The organism is Streptomyces sp. URMC 124 (genome assembly GCF_051386455.1).
Lineage (GTDB): Bacteria > Actinomycetota > Actinomycetes > Streptomycetales > Streptomycetaceae > Streptomyces.
In genome coordinates, this window is sequence record NZ_JBPQTS010000003.1 from 57,693 (window position 1) to 72,306 (window position 14,614).

Here is a 14,614-nt window from a genome sequence, read left to right on the forward strand (position 1 = left end):
ATCACAAACGGTTTGTGACCGATGGGTTAAGCGCCTGCTCGTAGGCGTGGAACCCGTCCTCGACACCCAGGAAGACATCGTCGAAGGTCAGGTAGCCCTCGGCGATGACCGGGGTGTCGCGCAGGGCCTCGACGAGGAAGTAGTAGGCGCCGAGGTCTTCCGTCTCCAGTACGGCGAAGTCCGAGAAGCGTCCGCTGAACGCTTCCGCGTCGAAGAAGCGGGCCTTGACCCGGTCCGCGTAGGCGGCGAAGACCGGCTCCAGGTGCTGGGTGCGCAGGGCGTTGCGCTGCTCGCGCGGCAGCGCCAGCCAGCGCGGCGTGACCGTGTACGTCAGGACGATGCCGTAGGTCATGAAGTCCCCCGAAGAGATGAGTTAACACCGTTCACTTTCGTCGCCAGCTAAAGTGATGCCTGTTAACTTTGTCAAGGGGGCAAGGGGAGCAAGGGAAGAGGAGCGCGGCCGTGCCGAGCACATCGGGAACCGGGACCACCGGGCGGCGCCACCGCGTCCGCGAAGAGGCGCTGGCCGAGATCCTGCGCACGGGCCGCCGCCTCCTGGTCGAGGAAGGCCCCGCCGCCGTCACGCTGCGGGCCATCGCCCGCGAGATGGGCATGACCGCACCGGCCCTCTACCGTTACTACGCCGGTCACCGCGACCTGATCCAGGCCCTGACCTCGCACCTGTACGACGAGCTGGCCCTCGCGCTGGCGCAGGCGCGCGAGCGTCACCCCGCCGGCGAGCCCGGCCTGCGCCTGGCGGAGGCGTGCCGGGAGCTGCGCCGCTGGGCCCTGGCCCACCCCCGCGAGTTCGGGCTGCTGTTCGCCAAACCGGTCACGGACGCCGACACCGCGCCCGGCTCGCCCGCGCACGACCCCAGCTGGCGCTTCGGCGGCGTCCTCCTCGGCCTGATGGTCGAACTCTGGCGCCGCGGCGGCGTCCGGCCGGCCACCGGCCTCGATCCCGCGTGGACGGCCCAGCTGGAGGAGGTGCGGGAGCACTTGGCGGGCGAGCCCGTGCCGCTGGAGGTCATCTACGTCTTCGTCGCCTGCTGGGCCCGCCTGTACGGGGCGGTGGCGGTCGAGGTGTTCGGCCACCTCGACTTCGCCCTGACCGACCCCGGGCCCCTCTTCGAGCACACCCTCCGCGACGTCATGGGCGCCCTGGGCGAACCCGCCCGCTGACCCTCCTCCCGCGACCCTCCTCCCGCTGATCCTCCGCCGGCTGATTCTCCGCAGGCCTACGCGTCCGGCCGGGACTCGCTCGCGCGCAGGTCGGCCAGCGCGTCCTCCACGCCCCGGTGGAACGTCGGGTAGGCGAAGATCATGTGCCGCAGCGTCTCCACGGGCACCTCGGCCTGGACGGCCACGGCCAGGCCGTACATCACCTCGCCGCCCATCGGCCCGGCCGCCGTCGCCCCCACGAGCACCCCGCGGTCCGCGTCCTCGACGAGCTTGACCAGGCCCTCGTTGCCCGCCTTGTGGATCCAGCCGCGCGCCGAGGACGGCACGCGCGAGAGGCCCGTGCGCACCCGCAGCCCCTTCTCGCGGGCCTGGTGCTCGGTCAGGCCCACCGCGCCGACCTCCGGGTCGGTGAACGTCACCCGCGGCAGGGCCCGGTAGTCGGCCTTGGGTCCCGGCTCGCCGAGCACCGAGCGGATCGCGACCTCCGCCTCGTACATCGCCACGTGGGTGAACGCACCGTGGCCCGTCACGTCGCCCACGCCCCACAGCCCGGGGCCCGCCTGCATCCGGCCGTCCGTCTTCAGCGCCCGGGCGCCCGGGTCGAGCCCCACGGTCTCCAGCCCCAGGGCGCTCAAGTCCACCCGGCGGCCCGTGGCCACCAGCAGCTGATCGGCCGTCAGTTCCGTGCCGTCCTCCAGCGTCAGCGCGAACGCGTCGCCGCCGTGCCGCACGCCGGTCGCCCTCGCGCCCGTGCGCAGCGTCAGCCCTTCCCCGCCGAGCACCTCCGCCAGCAGCGCGGCCGCCTCCGGCTCCTCGCCCGGGACCAGCCGGTCCATCGCCTCCACGACCGTCACGCGCGTACCGAAGCGGGCGTAGACCTGGGCGACCTCCAGGCCGATCGCGCCCCCGCCGAGCACGAGGAGCGAGCGCGGCGGCTCCTTCGCGGAGACCGCGTCCCGGTTCGTCCAGTACGGCACGTCCGCCAGGCCCGGCACCGGCGGGATCTGCGGGCGCGAGCCGGTGGCGAGCACCACGCCCAGCCGGGCCTCGAACTCCGGACCGCCGCCCGCGCCGCCCTCGACCACCACGCAGCGCGGACCCGTCAGCCTGCCGCGCCCGCGCACCAGGCGGCCGCCCTTGCCGGTGAAGCGGTCCGCGGCCACCTGGTCGTTCCAGTCGTCCGTCGCCTCGTCGCGGATCCGGGCGGCCACGGGCGCCCAGTCGGGCACGACCTGCTGCACCGAACCCGCCATGCCGGGCACCCGCCGCGCCTCCGCCAGCAGGTTCCCCGCGCGGATCATCATCTTGCTCGGCACGCAGCCCCAGTACGGGCACTCGCCGCCGACCAGCTCCGCCTCGACGCCCACCACGCGCAGCCCCGCCTCGGCGAGCCGGCCCGCGACGTGCTCGCCGCCGGGACCCATGCCGATGACGACGACGTCCACCTGCTCGGCCATGGCAAGCCACCTTCCGCTCGGGTCGGCCGGACAGCCCCACCTTCCCACCGCCCGCAGGCGCCGTCACTGTCCGACGCGCCCCGGCTGGAGCACCTTGGTGAACAGCACCGCCCCCTCCTCGTCCCGCAGCCGCACGGTCAGCTCGCCGCCCTCGCCGTCGATCGACACCTCGCCGAAGAACTGACTGCCCCGGCCCGGCGGGACGTTGGCCGTCGCCGGCGCCTTGAGGAAGACCCGCTGCGGGCCGAACGTGCCGTCCAGCTCGTTCGCCGGGAAGCCACCCGCGTTCAGCGGGCCCGAGACGAACTCCCAGAACGGGGCGAAGTCCTTGAACGCCGCCCGCGCCGGGTCGTAGTGCTGCGCCGAGGTGTAGTGCACGTCGGCGGTCAGCCAGACCGTGCCGGTGATCCGCCGGTGCTTGACGTGCCGCAGCAGCTCGGCGATCTGCAGCTCGCGGCCCAGGGGCGCGCCCGGATCCCCCTGCGCGACCGCCTCGAAGTCCGCCGGGCCGTCGGTGACCACGAGCCCCAGCGGCATGTCGGAGGCGATCACCTTCCACACCGCGCGCGAGCGCGACAGCTCCCGCTTGAGCCACTCCAGCTGGCGGGCGCCCAGGATGCCCTGGTCGTCGTCGGGGCGGCGGCCGGGGGAGTTGGCGTTGCGGTAGGTGCGCATGTCCAGGACGAAGACGTCCAGCAAGGGGCCGTGGCGCAGAACGCGGTGGACGCGGCCGTCGCCGTCCTCACGCCGGGTGGACAGCGGGAAGTACTCGGAGAAGGCCCGCCGCGAGCGGGCGGCCAGCATGTCCAGGCTCTTCTCCGTGTAGCGCGCGTCGTCCATGATCTGCCCCGGGTACCAGTTGTTGTGCACCTCGTGGTCGTCCCACTGGACGACGGTGGGCACCTCGGCGTTGAACCGGCGCAGGTTGGCGTCCAAGAGCCTTTTCAAGTGCGCTTCAACGTGAGAGGGTCACGAGTATGAGGGTTGACGTGTCTGACCTGGATGTTTCCCGGCTGGCGGACATCTTTCTCCGCCGATCCACACTGCTGGAGGACAAGGCCACACTGGATGAACACGAGCGAGTCTTGCGCGCGGCCATTGAGGGCGAGGGCCTGACCGTACGGAAGGTGTGGCGTGAAGAGGTCAGCGCATCCAAGCGCGGCGTGAAGCGGCAGGCGTTTGACTCGGCAGTGGCGGACGTGCTGGCGCGGGCAACGGGGTCCCTCTGGGTGTTCAAGCTGGACCGACTGTCCCGGCGGGGCATGGGGCACGTGGGTAACGTCCTGGATGACTTTGAGCGCATCGGCGGATTCTTGAAGGCCCACATGGATGGGCTGGACTCCCGCAACCCGAACCACCGGATCATCTTTGCCGTGTCGGCAGAACAGGCCCGCACGGAGGCCATCAATATCGGCGTACGCACCAAGATCGGCAAGGACGCGCACAAGCCGCTGGGGCACTGGCCAGGTGGTCCGGCACCCTACGGCCTGAAGTCGGTGCGGCTATACCCGGACGACCCCCGGAGACGGTCCGCGATCCTGGACCACCGCGAGGCGGAATATGCGACGGCCCGCAAGATGGCGGAGATGCTCCTGGATAACAAGACGGCCTTTGAAGTAGCTGCATGGCTGAGCAACGAGGGCATCAAGACACGCCAAGGAAAGCTCTGGCGAGCGTCGACGGTGGCGTCCTGGATACGTACCCCTGGCGTGGCCGGCCTCATTCACCAGAAGGAGCGGACAGAGGACCCGGAGACCGGCCGGGAGTTCTGGAGGACGACCGGGGACTACCTCTTGGACTTGGAGGGCAAGCCCATTCGCTGCGGCAAGGGTGTGGTGTCGCCGGAGGAGCGTTGGACGATCATTGCCAAGCTCAACGCGCGGACCCAGACGACTCCCCTGGGGTTCACTAACAAGGGCGGCAAGGGGAGCAGGCGGGGTTTGCGACAGGCTGTCTCGCTCCTGACGGGGATCATGGGGTGTGAATGGGGGCCCCACACGTTGGTCAAGGCAGGCAAGCAGTACCGGTGCACAGTGCGGGCTGAAAGCGGCCCTGCGGCGTGTAAGGGCCTGTACATCGACGCGGCGAAGGCGGACTGGGAGGTCTCCCGCCGCTGGGTGGACTTCGTGTCTGCCTTGGACCCAATGGACGACGCGGACGCTCGACTGCTGCACGAGATAGCGCGCGAGTGGTACGGCCACCGGGACCCGACCACGGCCCTTCGGGTGAAGGAGCTGAAGGCATCGCTGACAGACCTAGATGATCGCCTGGAGAAGTTGGAGCAGGCGTACTACATCCTGGGCCGGTTCAAGGGGGAAGCGGGGGAGAGGCGGTATGAAGGACTTTTGAGGGGAATCGATTCCCAGCGCTTTGGCATCCTCGGGGAGCTGAAGGGGCTGCAGGTCCAAACGAACATGACGGCGCTGCTGCTCCCGGAGGAGCTGACGGAGTCGTGGGAGGCGGCGGACCTTCACGCCCGCCGGGATCTCTTGCGTCTGACAGTGAAGGATTTGGTTGCCGTGGCTGCTAAGCATCGAGGTGACCGGACACCGGTGAGGGACCGCATTCGGATTGAGTGGAAAGTGGCCACGCCTGACCCTGAAGACGAAGAGTGATCTGCGCCACGTGACAGAGAGGGCTAGCCCGCGAAGGGGCAGGCCCTCTCTTACCTTGCGTGGAAGCTGAGCGGACTGTCCGTGATTGAACCGGGTTCAGGGGGCAATAAAAGTGCCCTCAGCTAGTTCTTCTCCATACACGTACGTAAGAAAGAAGGACCCCAGGGCACTTTTATTGCCCCCAGCGCGCGGGCCAGGGCCTGGCGGAGCGGCGGGCCCTCAACGGCGGTGTCACGGTCCCCAGTTTATGTAAATGAAGGCGGGCCCCGCCGCTTCACTCTCCAGCGTTTGACGTGGAGGTGTGAGCGTCGGCCCAGCTCCGCCCCCGCTCCCTCGTTCTCTCCTCCGAGGTTGAGCGGGGGCGTTGAGCCCAGTGAGCCCCGACCCGTTCGAACCGGGTCGGGGCTTTCTGGTGGCGGTGCAGGGGTGTTCGGTGTGGCTGGTACCGAGAGCCCCTTTATTAGCGGGATCGCGTGTAGGTAGCTCTCCCACAACCTGAGAACGCCAGGTTTCCACTGCTGCGTTCCCACTCGTAGTCGCGGCAGACCACTGTCCTGTTGGTCACGACTTGGTCCCCGTGATAGACGAACCCTTCCTTGCTGAAGCGTCGCAGCGTGAGCGAATCAATGCGAACTGTGTACGGCCCCCCGTTGTTTACCGGGATCCTGCAGGACATCCCGACCATGCCGCCTTCGGGCTGCCCTCCGAGCACTGTCCTCGTGGCTCTTTGGCATTTCGCGTCGGACGCAGCAACGGCGGGAACCGTGCTGATGGAGAGGAGGGTCGCGGTGATGAGGAGCGCCGATCCGACACCGCCGGCTAGTCGTTTCCCGGTCCTGCTCGGCATTAAGTCTCCGTTCTTTTGTACCGGCTCCTGTTTGGGTGCGGCCTAGTGAACTCGCACTTTTCGTGGCGGCGCGCTACAGCTAGTCGAGCGTGCAGCTGAGGGCGCCGTTCACGTCGGCGGCTGTGGTGGACTCAACGGCGCAGTTGATGAGTTTCATCGGGTCCGTGACAGCGCTGGCCGATGTGGCCGTGAGGCCCGTGAGCATGACGGCTCCGATGATGGCGGCGACAATGCGGCGCATGAACAGCCTTTCTGACTGTCTGAGTTGTGTGCGCTCGACATACCCGAACCGCCAACCCTGATGCGCTGTACCGCCCGTGTGGGTGTTGCTGTATCGATCCCCCGCCCCCTTGTTCGGAGGTACCCCATGCCGCGAAGACCGCCCTATTGCCCTGTCCCCGGGCGCCCTGAGCTGGCCAGGGATGACGGGTTGTGCGAGCGGCACCAGCGTGAGGCCGGAAGGCAGGGGGAGGAGAGTTTGCGTGCCCTGGCTAACGAGTAACAGGCGTTCCCGCCTGCCCGCAGACTGGCCCGTCCGGCGCCTGTCGGTGCTGAAGCGCGACGGCTTCCAGTGCGTGGCCGTGCTGCGGGACACAGGGGCCAGGTGCACGGCGCCGGCCACGGACGTGGACCACATCGTTCCTGGCGACAACCACGACACGAGCAACCTTCAGGCCCTGTGTAACTGGCACCACGCCAGGAAGACGGCGGCTGAGGGTGCGGCGGCCAGGGGCCGACGGGTGCCTAGGCGGAGGCCGGTGGACCGGCACCCGGGCGACCTGTCCTGAGCTTCACGCTTGGTGATCGTCGGTGGTGACGTTCAGTGACTTTCGAGTGGAAGCCCACGGCGCCCTTGATGTCCGTTTAGGGGTGGAGTGTACCCCCCTTTGAGTCGGCAGGAAGACCGAAGCGTCATAGCGGCTCTGTTTCTGTACGGGTTCTGAGGTCCGTGAGACTTCCCCGTGACTACCTCTCGTAGTTGTCTGACCTGGGGAAACGCCCCCGGAGGGCGACCACCGCAAGTGACCTGTACCGCCCCGTTGGGGCCCGATGGCCCCGGGGGGTGCCTGCCATGCCTGGACCCGTTCCCAAGCGGTCTGACCAGCGCCGGAGGCGCAACACCGACGATGGCCCGGCCCTGGTGAAGGGCGAGGCGGGCAAGGCCCCGACGATTCCCCGGGCGTCCGGCGACTGGCACCCCATCGCCAAGCGCTGGTTCCAGTCCCTGAAGGACTCCGGCCAGGCCGCGTTCTACGAACAAAGCGACTGGCTGACGGCCGTGTACGTGGCGGAGGCCATGTCCCGCAACCTGGCGTCCACCAAGTTCTCCGCCCAGCTCTTCCAGTCGGTCATGTCCGCGATGACGGACCTTCTGACCACCGAGGGCGCTCGACGTCGGGCCCGGGTGGAGCTGGAGCGCCTGGAGGACATCGAGGACCCGGCGGAAGCGGCCCGGGTGACTCTCATGGAGTCGTACCGGAAGGCGGCCGGCGCTGGCTGACATGCAACCGGTCCGTACGTGGCCGGACACCGTGCCGGACCCGACCCGGACTCTGGGCTGGGACGTCCTCCTGTGGACCGCGCGTTATCTCCGCCAGCCGGACGGCCCGGACGCGGGGAGCCCATGGCGGTTCACGGACGAACAGGTTCGGATCTGCCTCCGCTGGTTTGAGATCAACGACGCCGGAGAGTTCGTCCGGCGCCAGGGCACCATCAGGAGGTTGAAGGGCTGGGGGAAGGACCCGTTCCTGGCGGCTTTGGCCGCGACAGAGTTTGTCGGTCCGTGTCGCTTCGGTGGCTGGCGGGAGGACGGGACGCCTAAGGCGATTCCGCACCCGGCCCCGTGGGTCCAGGTCTGCGCCGTCAGTAAGGACCAGACCCGCAACACCATGCGTCTCTTCCCCGGCATGTTCTCTCCGGAGTGCATCGCCGAGTACGGCATCGACCTGGGCAAAGAGATCATCTACTCCGCCGGAGGCGGGGTGATTGAGGCCGTCACCAGCTCGCCCCGCGCGCTGGAAGGCGGCCGCTTAGCGATCAACCTTTGTGATCATGAACGAAACCCATCACTGGGTTTCGGCCAACGGCGGCCATGAGATGGCCATGACCATCGCGGGCAACGTCGGCAAAAGCCGGGGCGGCGGCGCCAGGACGATGGAGATCACCAACGCGCCGTTGCCCGGTGAGGACTCCGTGGCGGAGCAGACTTGGCACGCCTGGAGCAAGTTCGCGGAGGGCAAGTCCCGCGACTCCGGCATGTACTACGACTCCGTGGAGTCCCCGCCCGTCGACATGGGCGACCCGGACCAGCTCCGGGCCGGGATCATCGCGGCGCGCGGTGACGCGGACTGGCTGGATGTGGAGTGGATTCTGTCCACCATCTACTCCGGCCACATGCCGCGCTCGCGGAGCCAGCGCATGTTCCTGAACCAGCTGGTCACGGCTGAAGACCAGCTGATTGCCCCGGACGACTGGGACGCGTGCGCGGTGGAGGACGTCCTGGAGGACGGCGACGCCGTGACGTTGGGGTTCGATGGTGGCCGGACCGACGACGCCACGTGTTTGGTGGCCGTTCGCGTGCGGGACCGCCTGATAGTCCCTCTGGGGGTCTGGGAGAAGCCCGACGGTCCGGCCGGCGCCGGCTGGGAGGTCGACCGCCAGGCCGTGGACGGCGCGGTCCGCAACGCGATGGAGCGCTACGACGTCGCGGCGTTCTTCGCGGACGTCGCCCTGTGGGAGTCCTACGTGGACGCGTGGTCCGAGGATTACCGGGACCGCCTGGTGGTCAAGGCCAGCGCACAGTCCGCCGTCGGTCGGGACATGCGCGGCGGCCTCCAGGAGCTGACCCTGGCGAATGAGCGGCTGATGTCGGCCGTGGAGAACGGCCGGGTTCGCCATCTTGGAGACACGTTTCCCCTTGGTCGCACACTCCGCCGGCACGTCCTCAACTGCCGTCGGCGTCCAAACCGGTTCGGTCTCAGCTTCGGCAAGGCGAACCGAGAGTCCGCCCACAAGATTGACGCGTACGCGGCCACGCTGCTGGCCGACCTCGCGCGGCATCGACTCATTGAGTCCGGGAAATCCCGCGCTCCGGAGCGGTCCGGCGCCGTGTACTTCTTCTGATCCCTGGAGGGGAGCGAGTGGCAGAGACATCCGTCTCCCCTGTCGACCTGGCGGCCATCGGCTTTGACCGGCTGCGGGGTGATCGGGAACGGCTGGACCGCATCGACCGGTACTTTCGTGGCGACCATGACGGGCCGTACGTGCCCAAGAGTGCCACGGATGAATACAAGCTCCTGGCGAAGCGGGCCATCACCAATTGGCTCCCCTTGCTGGTCAAGGCGCCGAGCCAGGCCATGGCGGTGGACGGCTTCCGCCGGAGCACCGACCCGGCGGGCGAGGGTACGGACGACGTGCCGGCCGAGTGGAGGGCCTGGCAGGACCAGCGCATGGACTCCCGCCAGACCCCGATCCACCGGGCCGCACTGACCTACGGGCAGAGTTTCGCAACGGTCCTGAAGGACCCTGCGGACCCGTCCCGGCCGGTAATCCGCGGAGTGTCTCCCCGGCTCATCCACGCGTCCTACGACGACCCGGCGGCCGATGCCCTCCCGCTGTGGGCCCTCCAGGTGGAGGGGCTCCCGGAGAAGGAGGGAGCGGAGGTCCGCGCGTGGCTGTACGACGCCACGAACGTCCACGAACTCCTGGTGGGCGGGAAGGACGGCCCCCGCCTGATAGGCACCACGCCCCATGGCCAGGGTGTCTGTCCCGTGGTCCGGTTCGCGCCGGACATCGACCTGGAGGGCCGGGTTACTGGCGTGGTGGAGCCGATGCTTCCCATCCAGGACAGGGTCAACCAGACCGTGTTTGACCTGCTGATCAGCCAGACATTCGGGTCGTTCAAGGTCCGCACGATCAGCGGCCTGGCGCCGGAGTTCCGACGCGATCCGGAGACCGGGGAAATCCTCCTGGATTCCAACGGTCGGCCCGTGCCCATTCCCATCCAGGCGGACGCGTCCAGGTTTTTGGTCGCGCCCGACCCGGACACCAAGTTCAATCAGCTGGACGAAACCCCGCTCGGGGGCTTCCTGGAAGCTATTGAGCTGGCGACCAAGCACCTGGCAGCCCTCTCGCAGACCCCGCCCCACTACCTCCTGGGGTCAATGATCAACCTGAGCGCGGAGGCTCTGGCGGCTGCTGAGTCCGCCCTGTCTCGCGCGGTGGACGAGTACAAGCACTCCATGGGGGAGTCCTGGGAGCTGGTCCTGTCGCTGTGCGCCCAGATCATGGGCGTGGAGCCGGACCCCCGGGCCGAAGTGCTCTGGAAGGACGCGGAGTCCAGGTCCCTGTCTCAGACCGTTGATGCCCTGGGCAAGGCGGTCCAGATGCTTCAGGTGCCTGCGCGGGCCATGTGGCCGCGCATCCCCGGCGTCACCGCCCGGGACGTCGAGGAGTGGACGCAGATGCAGGAGGCGGACGACCCCGGCCTACGCATGGCGGACGCCATGGCGGCCGTGGTGGCTCCGCCGGCCCCGGTGGTGGCCGATGCCGCATAGAAGCACGGCGGCCCTGCTGGATGAGCACTGGAGGGCCCAGGCCCGCATTGGTGTAGGCGTCTCCGCCCAGTCCCTGGTCCAGTGGTCGCGCGTGAACCCTCTCTCCCTGGCGGAGAGCGGGTCCGCGTGGCTGGCCTACATGCTCGCCCTCATCCGGGGCGAGCGGCGCCGCTCCCGCGACCAGGCAGCGGCCTTCCTGCGCCTGTACCGGGCGATGGAAACCGGCTACACCCTCCCGCCCCTTCAGGATGGCCCCGTGGCCGAGGCCACGACGCTGGGGGCTCTGCGCGAGGACTGGGCCCGGGTGACGGAGACGATCCGCACGCCGGAGCCGGACGACGCGGACCCTGTCCGGATCGATGGTGACTTCGACTGGCTGGAGGAGCCCGTGGAAGCGTTCGACCGGGCGGCCGTGGCGTCCCTGGTGTCCCAGGGCCCGGCCAAGGTGCGTGAGCGCGTGGCCCAGGCGGCCGAGGAGCAAACGCGCGGCCGGCTGGATGACGCCGGGTTCCTCCAGGAGCTCGAAGACCTACACACGAGCACGGGCACGACGGCGGCCAATGCAGCCGACCGGGAAGCCATCCGCGCGGGCCGTGACCTGATCAACCGCGCGTCCCAGGAGGACCGGCGGGCGGTCGGCTGGGCCCGGGTGACGGACGGCAACCCCTGTGCCTTCTGCGCGATGCTGGTGTCCCGAGGAGCGATCTACAAGAGCCGGGCAACAGCGGCCGGTGGCGGGCGAAGGAAGCCCAAAGGGTCGGCCGACGGGCGAAACCGCGATAGCCGACGCCCTCCGGTCACTCTGCAAGACCTGACCCGCTACCACTACGGCTGCCACTGCCAGACCGTGCCCATCTACTCCCGCACCGACTTTTGGACGCCGGACGCGCACGGTTACGCGGACCAGTGGGAGCGCGTGATCACCAACAACGGTCTTTCCGGCGCCGAGGCTCGTGCGGCCTGGCGCCGACACATTGAATCCAACCGTTCTTGACCGGCCCCGGCGGCTGGTCCTTGGCATGCCCTGGAGGCGTACCGCATGGCAGAGACCCCCGTGGGGTCAGAACATGTTCTGACTGACGATCCGGCGGGCACGGGCGGCCCTGGCGACGGCCAGGAGGGCGTGGAGGGCCAGGGCGACGACCACGGCCAGGAGCTCGACGCGGACGCCCTCCGGGACGAGCTGAAGGCGGCTCGCGCGGAGGCGGCCCGGTACCGGGTGAAGGCCCGGGAGACGGCGGAGGCCCTGAAGACGGCCAAGACGCCGGAGGAGTTCCAGGCCGTGGCCGACAAGGTGACGGAGCTGGAGACCCACCTTCACCGCGAGCGCCTGGCCCGTAAGTACAACCTTCCGGACGGCCTGGCGGCCCGTATCAGCGGGACCGACGAGGACGCCCGAGACGCGGACGCCAAGGCACTGGCCGAAATGTTCCACGGCAAGGCCGGCGGCGTGGGCCGTGGCGGTCTGGACCCGTCGGCCAAGCCGATGTCCACGGACCCGGCGGAGCTTGCGGCCAGCATCCCGCGCGGACGCCGGTAGCACCACTCAGCAGCACCAAAACCAAGGGCTTTTACCCATCTAAGGGCCCTTGGTTGAGCGGCCGTCGTGCCAGTTCCCGGGCCCTGTGCCCTGAACGGACGCACGTTGGCAAACGCATTCCTCAAGGCCGAGACGATCGCGGCCACGGCTCTTGGCCTCCTGGACAGGGAGCTGATCCTGTCCAACCTGGTGACGACGAACGCCGGGTACGACTTCGGGGGCGCCAAGAACGACACGGTCACCATTCGGATCCCGGCGCGTCTCACGGCTCGTGAGTACGCCTGGCGTAACAACAGGTCGACGGACATCGTCCTGGACGACGTCGCCGAGGACTCCCTTACGGTCCAGCTCAACCGAGACATTTACTCGGCGGTCGGCGTGACCGATGAAGAGCTGTCCCTGGACATCCGCGACTTCGGAACCCAGATCCTGGAGCCCCAGGTGAAGGCCGTTGCCAAGGCCATTGACTCCGGCGTGGCCTCCATGATCACGGGTGCCACCTACGCCACCACCATTGCGGGCAAGACCGACAAGGTCTTTGAGGCGTTCGTGGACGCTCGCGCGGCCCTCAACAAGGAGGAGGTCCCGAACGAGTCGCGGACTCTCCTGATTGGCTCCGACGTGGAGACCGCCCTTCTGAAGTCCGGCCGCCTCACGGACGTCTCCCAGTCCGGTTCGGACTCCGCGCTCCGTGACGCGACAATCGGGCGCCTCGCGGGCTTCAACCTCGTCACCTCCAACGCCATCGGCGCCAAGGAGGCGTACGCCTTCGTCCCCAGCGCCTTCGTCCTGGCCACCCGGGCCCCGGCCATCCCCGGCGGTGTCGCCTTCGGTGCCTCCCAGTCCTACAACGGCCTGGCGATGCGGTGGATCAAGGACTACGACGCGGCCAAGCTCCGTGACCGGTCCGTGGTCAACATCTACGCGGGCTTCAACACGATGACGGACACCCCGCAGGCCGGCGGTGCCAAGAAGCTGGTGCGCGCGGTGAAGCTCAACTTCACCGACCCGGTCTAAGCGGGGGCCTGAATGACTCCCCTGGCTGACCTGGCGGCTCTTGAGGCACGCCTGGGACGGGCGCTTGCCGGGGAGGAGCGGACCCAGGCGGAGGCGGCCCTAGCGGACGCTTCCGCCCAGGTCCGGGCCCATGGCCTCCCCTGGCCCGACCCGGCCACGGCCCCGCCCATCGTCGTCTCCGTCGTCCTCGCGGCTGCGGAGCGGCGGGTGAGGAACCCCGAGGGCTACCGGATGGAGATGCAGGGCGCCTATCAGTACCAGCTCCCCGCATCCCTTCCTGTGGGTGCGGCCCTGAGCGAGGCGGAAATCCGTCTCGTCCGCTCGGCGGCCGGACTGGCCGGGATCTTCTCCGTGCCGATGGAGTCCCTGGGCGGCTCTCTGTGAGCCTCCTGGACTCCGGCCCGGAGCTGGTCACCGTCTACCCGCTCGCGGCTGTTGATGACGGCTACGGCGGCACCAAGCCCGGCCCCGGCCAGCCCGTGACGGTCCGGGCCCGCGTCCTTCCGGCGACCACGGAGGAATCCGCGGTGCCCGGGTACGTCGCCGGAGCGGAGTACCGGGTGTACGCCCGTTCCCTGCCGGCCGGTCCCTGGTCCCGCGTCGAGTGGGCCGGGGACGTCTGGGCCGTGGTCGGCGAACCCCAGCGCTTCGGCGGCTCCCGCCGTCTGTCCCATGACGTAGCGACGATCCGAAAGGAGGGCTGACGTGGCGAGTGTTGACCCCCGCCTGGACTCCAGCGTGGCGCACATGCCCGGTGTCAAGGCGGCCGTCCGCGAGGACCTGGAGGCTCGCGCGGACCGTATCCGGGCCGTCGTGGAGGCTCACCGGCAGACCGGTGCCCTGGCTTCCGGCCTGTCGGTCCGAACCAACAGGGTGGACAGCACGGTGGCCCTGGAGGACCCGGCCGTTGTGGCCATCAACTACGGCCACGTGGCGAGTGACGGGTCCTGGGTGGAGGGCATCCACGCCCTGGAGGCGGGCCTATGAGACCCGTTCTCCCCGACGTGGATGCCCTGGTGGTCGACGCCCTCCGCGAGGGCCTGGGCGGCGCCCAGGTGCGCGTCCTGTGGCCGGCGGACTGGGCGGACCAACTCCCCATGGTGGTGGCCCGCCGGGTGCCCGGTGGCCGCTCCGACGCTCGGGGCATCGACGTGGCCCTCATCGACGTCCAGGCCGTGGCCCGCGACCGGCGGGAAGCCTCCCGTCTGGCCCGCGTCGCCCGGGTCGTCCTTGCCGACGCCTGCCGGTCCCAGCACCGGGGCCCGGACGGCTACCTGGCCCGCTTCGAAGACGTGACCGGCCCGGCCGAGATCCGGACCGGTGAACCCGAGGCCGGACCGGATCTCTTCCGGTTCCAGGCCACCTACCGCGTGACCGCGCGGCCCATCTGACTTCCTCTG

The 14,614-nt window shown here is 69.2% G+C and carries 16 protein-coding genes and 1 pseudogene; 13 read left to right on the forward strand and 4 right to left on the reverse strand.

The window, feature by feature from the left end; all coding sequences use genetic code 11:
• Position 1: 1 nt before the first annotated feature.
• Positions 2-352 carry a darcynin family protein gene (locus ACSNOG_RS01265; protein ID WP_436750601.1) on the reverse strand — a complete coding sequence of 117 codons (351 nt, stop codon included), beginning with the start codon at positions 350-352 and terminating at the stop codon, positions 2-4.
• Between the two features lie 110 nt (positions 353-462).
• Here ACSNOG_RS01265 and ACSNOG_RS01270 point away from each other — a divergent pair, with 110 nt between their 5' ends.
• On the forward strand, positions 463-1,182 hold the full coding sequence (locus tag ACSNOG_RS01270) for a TetR/AcrR family transcriptional regulator (protein ID WP_436750602.1): 720 nt from the start codon (positions 463-465) through the stop codon (positions 1,180-1,182).
• Between the two features lie 56 nt (positions 1,183-1,238).
• Here ACSNOG_RS01270 and ACSNOG_RS01275 read toward each other — a convergent pair whose 3' ends face one another.
• Positions 1,239-2,639 (reverse strand): dihydrolipoyl dehydrogenase family protein, encoded by a 1,401-nt coding sequence (locus ACSNOG_RS01275; RefSeq protein ID WP_436750603.1) that lies wholly within the window; start codon positions 2,637-2,639, stop codon positions 1,239-1,241.
• 63 nt (positions 2,640-2,702) lie between these two features.
• Positions 2,703-3,578 (reverse strand): annotated as a pseudogene (locus ACSNOG_RS01280) (alkaline phosphatase D family protein); the annotation flags it as partial.
• A 38-nt stretch (positions 3,579-3,616) separates the two neighbouring features.
• Here ACSNOG_RS01280 and ACSNOG_RS01285 point away from each other — a divergent pair.
• Positions 3,617-5,254, forward strand: coding sequence for a recombinase family protein (locus tag ACSNOG_RS01285; protein ID WP_436750604.1), 1,638 nt, complete (start codon positions 3,617-3,619; stop codon positions 5,252-5,254).
• A gap of 926 nt (positions 5,255-6,180) precedes the next feature.
• Here ACSNOG_RS01285 and ACSNOG_RS01290 read toward each other — a convergent pair.
• On the reverse strand, positions 6,181-6,342 hold the full coding sequence (locus tag ACSNOG_RS01290) for a hypothetical protein (RefSeq protein ID WP_436750605.1): 162 nt from the start codon (positions 6,340-6,342) through the stop codon (positions 6,181-6,183).
• Between the two features lie 831 nt (positions 6,343-7,173).
• Here ACSNOG_RS01290 and ACSNOG_RS01295 point away from each other — a divergent pair.
• The 11 genes from ACSNOG_RS01295 (at position 7,174) to ACSNOG_RS01345 (ending at position 14,605) form a co-directional block, all read left to right on the forward strand.
• Complete coding sequence (locus ACSNOG_RS01295) at positions 7,174-7,602, forward strand: hypothetical protein (RefSeq protein WP_436750606.1); 429 nt, start codon at positions 7,174-7,176, stop codon at positions 7,600-7,602.
• 31 nt (positions 7,603-7,633) lie between these two features.
• Complete coding sequence (locus ACSNOG_RS01300) at positions 7,634-8,197, forward strand: hypothetical protein (protein WP_436750607.1); 564 nt, start codon at positions 7,634-7,636, stop codon at positions 8,195-8,197.
• Positions 8,154-9,224 carry a terminase gene (locus ACSNOG_RS01305; RefSeq protein ID WP_436750608.1) on the forward strand — a complete coding sequence of 357 codons (1,071 nt, stop codon included), beginning with the start codon at positions 8,154-8,156 and terminating at the stop codon, positions 9,222-9,224. The genes ACSNOG_RS01300 and ACSNOG_RS01305 overlap by 44 nt, the downstream gene beginning before the upstream one ends.
• A gap of 17 nt (positions 9,225-9,241) precedes the next feature.
• Complete coding sequence (locus tag ACSNOG_RS01310; protein WP_436750609.1) at positions 9,242-10,657, forward strand: phage portal protein; 1,416 nt, start codon at positions 9,242-9,244, stop codon at positions 10,655-10,657.
• A 91-nt stretch (positions 10,658-10,748) separates the two neighbouring features.
• Complete coding sequence (locus ACSNOG_RS01315; protein ID WP_436750610.1) at positions 10,749-11,651, forward strand: hypothetical protein; 903 nt, start codon at positions 10,749-10,751, stop codon at positions 11,649-11,651.
• 45 nt (positions 11,652-11,696) lie between these two features.
• Positions 11,697-12,197, forward strand: coding sequence for a hypothetical protein (locus ACSNOG_RS01320; RefSeq protein WP_436750611.1), 501 nt, complete (start codon positions 11,697-11,699; stop codon positions 12,195-12,197).
• A 105-nt stretch (positions 12,198-12,302) separates the two neighbouring features.
• Positions 12,303-13,214 carry a P22 phage major capsid protein family protein gene (locus ACSNOG_RS01325; protein ID WP_436750612.1) on the forward strand — a complete coding sequence of 304 codons (912 nt, stop codon included), beginning with the start codon at positions 12,303-12,305 and terminating at the stop codon, positions 13,212-13,214.
• 12 nt (positions 13,215-13,226) lie between these two features.
• A complete protein-coding gene (locus tag ACSNOG_RS01330; protein ID WP_436750613.1) occupies positions 13,227-13,598 on the forward strand; it encodes a hypothetical protein in 372 nt (123 codons plus the stop codon).
• The gene (locus ACSNOG_RS01335) at positions 13,595-13,918 is read left to right on the forward strand and encodes a hypothetical protein (protein ID WP_436750614.1); all 324 of its coding nucleotides are present in this window, start codon (positions 13,595-13,597) and stop codon (positions 13,916-13,918) included. The genes ACSNOG_RS01330 and ACSNOG_RS01335 overlap by 4 nt, the downstream gene beginning before the upstream one ends.
• 1 nt (position 13,919) lies before the next feature.
• A complete protein-coding gene (locus tag ACSNOG_RS01340) occupies positions 13,920-14,201 on the forward strand; it encodes a DUF5403 family protein (protein WP_436750615.1) in 282 nt (93 codons plus the stop codon).
• On the forward strand, positions 14,198-14,605 hold the full coding sequence (locus ACSNOG_RS01345) for a phage tail termination protein (protein ID WP_436750616.1): 408 nt from the start codon (positions 14,198-14,200) through the stop codon (positions 14,603-14,605). Before ACSNOG_RS01340 ends, ACSNOG_RS01345 begins: the two co-directional genes overlap by 4 nt.
• Positions 14,606-14,614: the final 9 nt, after the last annotated feature.

Bases quoted from the DNA above. Each gene is read 5' to 3' on its own strand.
- ACSNOG_RS01345 (WP_436750616.1), top strand. From the start codon at position 14,198: ATGAGACCCGTTCTCCCCGACGTGGATGCCCTGGTGGTCGACGCCCTC.
- ACSNOG_RS01320 (WP_436750611.1), top strand. From the start codon at position 11,697: ATGGCAGAGACCCCCGTGGGGTCAGAACATGTTCTGACTGACGATCCG.
- ACSNOG_RS01265 (WP_436750601.1), bottom strand. From the start codon at position 352: ATGACCTACGGCATCGTCCTGACGTACACGGTCACGCCGCGCTGGCTG.
- ACSNOG_RS01295 (WP_436750606.1), top strand. From the start codon at position 7,174: ATGCCTGGACCCGTTCCCAAGCGGTCTGACCAGCGCCGGAGGCGCAAC.
- ACSNOG_RS01285 (WP_436750604.1), top strand. From the start codon at position 3,617: ATGAGGGTTGACGTGTCTGACCTGGATGTTTCCCGGCTGGCGGACATC.
- ACSNOG_RS01330 (WP_436750613.1), top strand. From the start codon at position 13,227: ATGACTCCCCTGGCTGACCTGGCGGCTCTTGAGGCACGCCTGGGACGG.
- ACSNOG_RS01305 (WP_436750608.1), top strand. From the start codon at position 8,154: ATGAACGAAACCCATCACTGGGTTTCGGCCAACGGCGGCCATGAGATG.
- ACSNOG_RS01275 (WP_436750603.1), bottom strand. From the start codon at position 2,639: ATGGCCGAGCAGGTGGACGTCGTCGTCATCGGCATGGGTCCCGGCGGC.
- ACSNOG_RS01290 (WP_436750605.1), bottom strand. From the start codon at position 6,342: ATGCGCCGCATTGTCGCCGCCATCATCGGAGCCGTCATGCTCACGGGC.